Below are 6,841 nucleotides of genomic sequence, written 5' to 3'. Positions count from 1 at the left end.
GTCCCGCAGGGCGGGACGGGTGGGCACAGCCCCAGGTGCCGAGCAACTGTTCAGCCCGGCCCGACACCACGGCAAGGCAGGCCCCGCGAAAGGGGCGGGTGGGTGGGAGCACCCCCCGGGGGGACGGGGCCCGCGCCCCGGGCCCCGTTCGAGGCCCAGGGGCCAGGTCAGGCTCCGAGGAGCTTGCGCACCCGCTCCGCCCCCACCGCGAGCAGCAGCGTGGGCAGCCGCGGCCCGGTCTCCCGGGTGACCAGGAGGCGGTACAGGAGCGCGAAGAAGGAGCGCTGCGCCACCTTGATCTCCGGCGGCAGCTCCTTGGCCGTCGCGTCCGCGGAGAACCCGGCCCGCACCTTCGGAACGCCGTACACGAGGTGGGTCAGGCCGTCCAGGGACCAGTGCGAGTCCAGGCCGTCCAGGAGGAGCCGCAGCGACTCGCGGCCCTCGTCGTCCAGGGACGACAGGAGCTCCGCGTCCGGCTCGGCGCGGACGATCGTGCGGGCCTCGGCCGGGACCTGCGTGGTGATCCAGTTCTCGGCGCGGTCGAGCCGGGGCCGGACCTCGTCGAGGGAGGCGAGCGGCGCCGACGGGTCGAGGTCGCCCAGGATCCGCAGGGTCTGGTCCTCGGCACCGGCGGTGATGTCGGCGACGGAGGCGAGGGTGCGGTAGGGCAGCGGCCGCGGCGTGCTCGGCAGCTCGCCCGCGGCGGTGCGCACCGCGCGCGAGTGCGCGGCGGCGTCGGCGGGCAGCGCGCTGCCGTCGGCGACCTTGGCCTCCAGCTTGTCCCACTCGTCGTAGAGCCGCTGGATCTCCTGGTCGAAGGCGATCTTGAAGGACTGGTTGGGCTTGCGGCGCGCGTACAGCCAGCGCAGGAGCGGCGCCTCCATGATCTTCAGCGCGTCGGCCGGGGTGGGCACGCCGCCGCGCGAGGACGACATCTTGGCCATGCCGGAGATGCCGACGAAGGCGTACATGGGGCCGATGGGCTGCACGCCGTCGAAGATCTGCCGGACGATCTGCCCGCCGACGACGAAGGAGGAGCCGGGGGACGAGTGGTCCACGCCGCTCGGCTCGAAGACCACGCCCTCGTAGGCCCAGCGCATCGGCCAGTCGACCTTCCAGACGAGCTTGCCGCGGTTGAACTCGCTCAGGAGCACGGTCTCGCCGAAGCCGCACGCGGTGCAGACGTACGCCAGCTCGGTGCTCTCGTCGTCGTACGAGGTGACGGTGGTCAAGTCCTTCTCGCACTGCCCGCAGTAGGGCTTGTACGGGAAGTACCCGGCGGAGCCGCCGCTGCCGTCGTCCTCGCTGGCGGCGCCGGAGCCCTCCGCGGCCTCCAGCTCGGCCTCGTCGACGGGCTTCTGCTGCTTCTTGCCCTTGGCCGGGTCCTTCTTCGTCCGGTACTGGTCGAGGATCGCGTCGATGTCGGCGCGGTGCCTCATCGCGTGCAGGACCTGCTCGCGGTACGTCCCCGAGGTGTACTGCTCGGTCTGGCTGATCCCGTCGAACTCGACGCCGAGCTCGCGCAGGGAGGCGACCATCGCGGACTTGAAGTGCTCGGCCCAGTTCGGGTGCGCGGACCCGGCGGGCGCGGGCACGGACGTCAGCGGCTTGCCGATGTGCTCCGCCCAGGTCTCGTCGACGCCGGGGACGCCGGCCGGGACCTTGCGGTAGCGGTCGTAGTCGTCCCAGGAGATCAGGTGCCGCACCTGGTGGCCCCGGCGGCGGATCTCGTCGGCGACCAGGTGCGGGGTCATGACCTCGCGCAGGTTGCCCAGGTGGATGGGGCCGGAGGGGGACAGGCCGGAGGCGACCACGATCACCGGTGCGGCGGCGTCGGATTTCGCGCCCGCGGCACGACGCTCCGACTCGGCGATGACCTCGTCCGCGTAGCGGGAGACCCAGTCGGTGGTATCGGTGCTCTGAGCCACGATCGGCGCCCTTCTTTTCCTGCCTCGATGCCGGTACGTACGGGCGTACCGCTGGACCGACCCATTCTCCCAGGTCGTCCCGCAACCGCGAAAACGCCTTTCCGTCCGGCCGCCGACCTGCGGCGGAGGGCACGCGCGCGGGCCCGTCGCGACCGCGAAATCCGCTGGACGCCCCGTGGGATACTGGCCGGGTCTACCCACACCTCGAGGAGAACGGCACCCACTCCATGGCCTCGGTCCAGTCCCTCACCGCCTCCGTCCACCAGCGCCTCGCGGACGCCCTCTCGGCAGCCCTGCCGGAGGCCGCCCCCGCCGACCCGCTGCTGCGACGCAGTGACAGGGCCGACTTCCAGGCCAACGGGATCCTCGCGCTCGCCAAGAAGCAGAAGGCCAACCCGCGCGACCTGGCGGCGCAGGTCGTCGAGGCGATCGACGCCCCGGAGCTCCTGCAGGAGATCGAGGTCTCCGGCCCCGGCTTCCTGAACATCACGGTCACGGACAAGGCGATCACCGGGACGCTCGCGGCCCGCGCGGCCGACGGCGACCGCCTCGGCGTGCCCCTGAAGGCCGCGCCGGGCATCACGGTCATCGACTACGCCCAGCCGAACGTGGCGAAGGAGATGCACGTCGGCCACCTGCGCTCGGCGGTCATCGGCGACGCGCTGCGCGGCATGCTCGACTTCACGGGCGAGCGGACGATCGGCCGGCACCACATCGGCGACTGGGGCACCCAGTTCGGCATGCTGATCCAGTACCTGATCGAGAACCCGGACCAGCTGTCGGCCGAGACCGACACGGACGGCGACCAGGCCATGTCGAACCTGAACCGGGTCTACAAGGCCTCGCGCGCGGTCTTCGACGCCGACGAGGACTTCAAGGAGCGGGCCCGCAAGCGGGTCGTCGCCCTCCAGTCCGGCGACAAGGAGACCCTCGACCTGTGGCAGCGGTTCGTGGACGAGTCGAAGGTCTACTTCTACTCGGTCTTCGAGAAGCTGGACATGCGCATCCGCGACGAGGAGATCGTCGGCGAGTCCGCGTACAACGACATGATGGCGGAGACCGCGCGGCTCCTGGAGGAGTCGGGCGTGGCGGTGCGCTCGGAGGGCGCGCTCGTCGTGTTCTTCGACGACATCAAGGGCAAGGACGACAAGCCGGTCCCGCTGATCGTGCAGAAGGCCGACGGCGGCTTCGGCTACGCGGCCTCCGACCTGTCGGCGATCCGCGACCGCGTCTTCGGCCTCGACGCGATGACGCTCCTGTACGTGGTGGACGTGCGGCAGTCGCTGCACTTCAAGATGGTCTTCGAGACGGCCCGGCGCATGGGCTGGCTGAACGAGAACGTCACCGCGCACAACATGGGCTACGGCACGGTGCTCGGCGCGGACGGCAAGCCGTTCAAGACGCGTGCGGGCGAAACCGTGCGCCTGGAGGACCTGCTCGACGAGGCGGTGCAGCGCGCCGCCGAGGTGGTGCGCGAGAAGGCGCTGGACCTCACCGAGGACGAGATCCAGGAGCGGGCCGCACAGGTCGGCATCGGCGCGGTGAAGTACGCGGACCTGTCCACGTCGCCGAGCCGCGACTACAAGTTCGACCTGGACCAGATGGTGTCGCTCAACGGCGACACGTCGGTGTACCTCCAGTACGCGTACGCCCGCATCCAGTCGATCCTGCGCAAGGCGGGCGACACAAAGCCGGCCGCGCACGCGGAGCTCGAGCTCGCCCCCGCGGAGCGCGGCCTCGGCCTGCACCTGGACGCGTTCGGCGACACGGTCTTCGAGGCCGCCGCCGAGTACGCCCCGCACAAGCTGGCGGCGTACCTGTACCAGCTGGCGTCCCTGTACACGACGTTCTACGACAAGTGCCCGGTCCTGAAGGCGGAGACCCCGGACCAGGTGGAGAACCGCCTGTTCCTCTGCGACCTGACGGCCCGCACCCTCCACCAGGGCATGGCCCTCCTGGGCATCAGGACCCCCGAGCGCCTGTAGCAGTCGGCCCGCGCCCGCCCTCCGCCGCTGTGGCAGCCCACAGCGGCGGGCAACCGCTAGGCCAGGCCCGCCCGAAGCCGTCGCAGCCCCTCGGCGATCTCGTCCGACGTCTGCGTCACGAAGCACAGCCGCAGCGTTGCGGGGTCGGGCGTGCCCGCGTAGAAGGGCGCCCCGGGTACATAGGCCACGTCCTGCGCGACCACGTCCCGCAGCCGGGCCGTCGCGTCGTAACCGGAGGGCAGCCGCACCCACAGGAACATGCCGCCCTCGGGGCGGTTCCAGGTGGATCCTTCGGGGAGCGCGTCCGCCAGGCCCGCGAGCATCGCGTCCCGCCGTTCCCCGTACACCCCGGCCACCCGCGCCACGTGCGCGTCCAGGTCGTACCGCTCCAAGTACCAGGCGGCGGCGAGCTGGTTGACGGTGGGCGTGTGCAGGTCGGCGCCCTGCTTGGCGATGGCGCAGGCGCGCCGCAGGGCGGCGGGGGCGCGCAGCCAGCCGAGCCGCATCCCGGGCGCCATCACCTTCGAGAAGCTGCCGAGCAGCGCGGTCCGGTCCTCGGCCCCGGCGTGAGCGGCGATCCACGGGGCGCGCTCGCCCTCGAACCGCAGCTCCCCGTACGGGTCGTCCTCGATGAGCCAGAGTCCGCACCGCGCGGCCACGGCGGCGACGGCGGCGCGCCGCTCGGTGGGCATGGTGCGCCCGGTGGGGTTCTGGAACGTCGGCACGGTGTACAGGAGTTTGGGCCGGTGCTCGGCGATCAGCGACTCCAGGGCGTCGGGGTCGATGCCGTGCTCGTCGCCGGGCACGGCGACGACGCGCGCGCCGGTGAAGGCGAACACCTGAAGGGCCGCGAGGTAGCAGGGGTTCTCGACGAGCACGGTGTCGCCGGCCTCGACGAGCGCCGTCGCGAGCAGCGAGAGGGCCTGCTGCGAGCCGGAGGTGACGAGGATGTCGTCGGCGTCGGTGGCGAGCCCGCGGTCGGTGTACCGCCCGGCTATGCGGGCGCGCAGCACGGGCTCGCCCTCGGTCGTGGAGTACTGGAGCGCCTGCCCGGGCTGTGCGGTGAGGACGGCCTGGTAGGCGGCGGCGAAGCCCTCGCTGTCGAAGAACTCGGGCGCGGGCAGGCCGCCCGCGAAGTTGATGACCTCAGGTCGTGCGGTGACCGCGAGGATGTCCCGTACGGGCGAGCCGCCGACGGCGGCGGCGCGGGCCGCGAGGGGCGGGACGGGTGCGGTGCTGGGCGCGGGTGCGGTGGCGGTCATCGACGCTCCTTCGTTTTTCGGATCAGCCTAAGCGGCTGAGTGGCCGCTACAGGAGTCGTTTCGCGATACGGACGCGCTGCTACTGGCCCTGGCCCTCCCACTCGTAGCCGTCCCCGCCGTCCGGGTTGCGCCACGCCTTGACCCACTCCCGGTTTTCGAGGGTGTAGCCGAACGTGGGGTTGTCCGGGGCGCCGCTCGTGCGGAACGGCTTGCCCTCGTCGTCGATGACGACCGTGCCGTGCCGGGAGCCGCTGGACCACTCCAGCTCCAGGTACCAGCGCACGTAGCGGGACTTGACCGTGGTGAAGACGTAGAAGGTCTCGGGGTCGCGCTCGCTCACCTTGTACGGGAAGTCGTCGCCGTCGGGGACGAGGGCGGGCTGCCCGCGGTCCAGCTTCACGTTGAAGGTGTGCTTGGGCACGTTGCCGCCGCAGCCCACGCCCAGGAATCCCATGAGGTACTTGTTCCAGCGGGGCGGATCGCTCCTGCCGACGACACGGACGTTCAGGGACTCCAGGACGACGGTGTCCTTGCCGGTCCCCTGGACGGTGAACTTCACGTCGTGCTTCTCGGCCGACACGGCGTCGAACGCGCCCACCCAGCCCGCGGCGTCCTGCGGGGTGGGCGGCGAGGGCAGCCGGTTCGGCGGGCGTTTGATGAGGTACGGGCGCCCGCACTCGTCGTACCAGTACTGGGGCTGGGTGGAGACGGTGATGGGGGCGCGGCGGGAGCCGTCGGAGGACTTGGCGCCGGAGCCCGGGGCGCGGCCCTCGCTGCCCTCCCCGCCCCGCGGGCCGCTCTTCGTGCCACCGCCGTCGCGCTCGTCCTCGCCCTCGTCCTTGTCCTCGCCCTTCCCCGGAGGCTTGGCCGAGGACGGGCGGGAGGGCGTGCCGGACGGGTCCTTCTTCGCCGTGCCGGACGGCGACCGCTCGGTTCCCGGCCGGGGTCCGTCGTCCACGGCGGAGTGCTTGCCGTCGCCGCCCGGACTGCCCGAAGCCGAGTGCACGGCGAGGGCGGTGCCTCCGATGGCGAGTACGACGCCGACGGCGGCGAGCACGCCGAGCCGCTGCCGCTTGCCGCGCGGGAGGCGGGACTTCGGCCGCGGCGGGAGCTGCTGTACGAGTTCCGGTTCGGGTGCGGTTTCCGGTGCCTGGGCGGGTTCCGGCTCGCGTTCCGGTTCGCGTTCCGGTTCGGGTGCGGGCTCGGCTTCCTGCGCGGGTTCCGGTTCCGGCTCGGGCACCGAGGGCCTGTCGGGCTTTCCTGACTCCTGGGGCTCTTCGGGCTCCTGCGGTTCGGCCGCCGGCTCCGCCTTCCGCCCGCGTGTCGCGTCGGCGACGATCCACCTGCGGTGGACCTCCACCAGCTCGTCCGGAGTGGCCTTGCACAGCCGGGCGAGGCGTTCGACCGGGGCGAACTCCGTGGGTACGGCGGTGCCGTTCACATAGCGGTGGAGCGTCGACGTGCTGACGTGCAATCTCTTGGCGAGGGCTCCGTAGCTGAGCCCGGATCGCCCCTTCAGTTCTCGCAACAGCTCCGCGAGATCGCCCGCCCCCACATCCACTCCTTCCCGCGCCGCCGTTCCAGGCAGCACCTGTTCCCCCAGGTCAAGGCCAGTACGAACGTTCCAGCGTCCCGAACTCGGCGGTGCGGCTAACAGCTGGGACGA

The 6,841-nt window shown here is 71.9% G+C and carries 4 protein-coding genes; 1 reads left to right on the top strand and 3 read right to left on the bottom strand.

All coding sequences use genetic code 11. The features are described 5' to 3' along the window. Positions 1-167 precede the first annotated feature (167 nt). The gene (lysS, locus tag IG74_RS0139755) at positions 168-1,928 is read right to left on the bottom strand and encodes a lysine--tRNA ligase (RefSeq protein WP_030687557.1); all 1,761 of its coding nucleotides are present in this window, start codon (positions 1,926-1,928) and stop codon (positions 168-170) included. Positions 1,929-2,155: 227 nt separating this feature from the next. Here lysS and argS point away from each other — a divergent pair, with 227 nt between their 5' ends. Then, on the top strand, positions 2,156-3,913 hold the full coding sequence (gene argS, locus IG74_RS0139750) for an arginine--tRNA ligase (RefSeq protein ID WP_030687554.1): 1,758 nt from the start codon (positions 2,156-2,158) through the stop codon (positions 3,911-3,913). A 56-nt stretch (positions 3,914-3,969) separates the two neighbouring features. On the opposite strand, the gene IG74_RS0139745 is transcribed toward argS, so the two are convergent. Together IG74_RS0139745 and IG74_RS0139740 are read right to left on the bottom strand one after the other, a co-directional pair. Continuing rightward, entirely contained in the window at positions 3,970-5,175 is a 1,206-nt protein-coding gene (locus IG74_RS0139745) for a PLP-dependent aminotransferase family protein (RefSeq protein ID WP_030687552.1), read from the bottom strand. A 79-nt stretch (positions 5,176-5,254) separates the two neighbouring features. After that, positions 5,255-6,730, bottom strand: a complete 1,476-nt coding sequence (locus IG74_RS0139740; RefSeq protein ID WP_051856363.1) for a helix-turn-helix domain-containing protein — start codon at positions 6,728-6,730, stop codon at positions 5,255-5,257. Positions 6,731-6,841 lie beyond the last annotated feature (111 nt).

This window comes from Streptomyces sp. NRRL B-1347, from assembly GCF_000720325.1.
GTDB lineage: Bacteria > Actinomycetota > Actinomycetes > Streptomycetales > Streptomycetaceae > Streptomyces.
Note: the sequence above shows the minus strand (reverse complement) of the source record. Positions and strands in the feature narration are given on the sequence as shown.

Excerpts from the sequence above, each read along its gene's own strand:
- argS (WP_030687554.1), top strand. The coding sequence starts at position 2,156 with ATGGCCTCGGTCCAGTCCCTCACCGCCTCCGTCCACCAGCGCCTCGCG.
- IG74_RS0139745 (WP_030687552.1), bottom strand. The coding sequence starts at position 5,175 with ATGACCGCCACCGCACCCGCGCCCAGCACCGCACCCGTCCCGCCCCTC.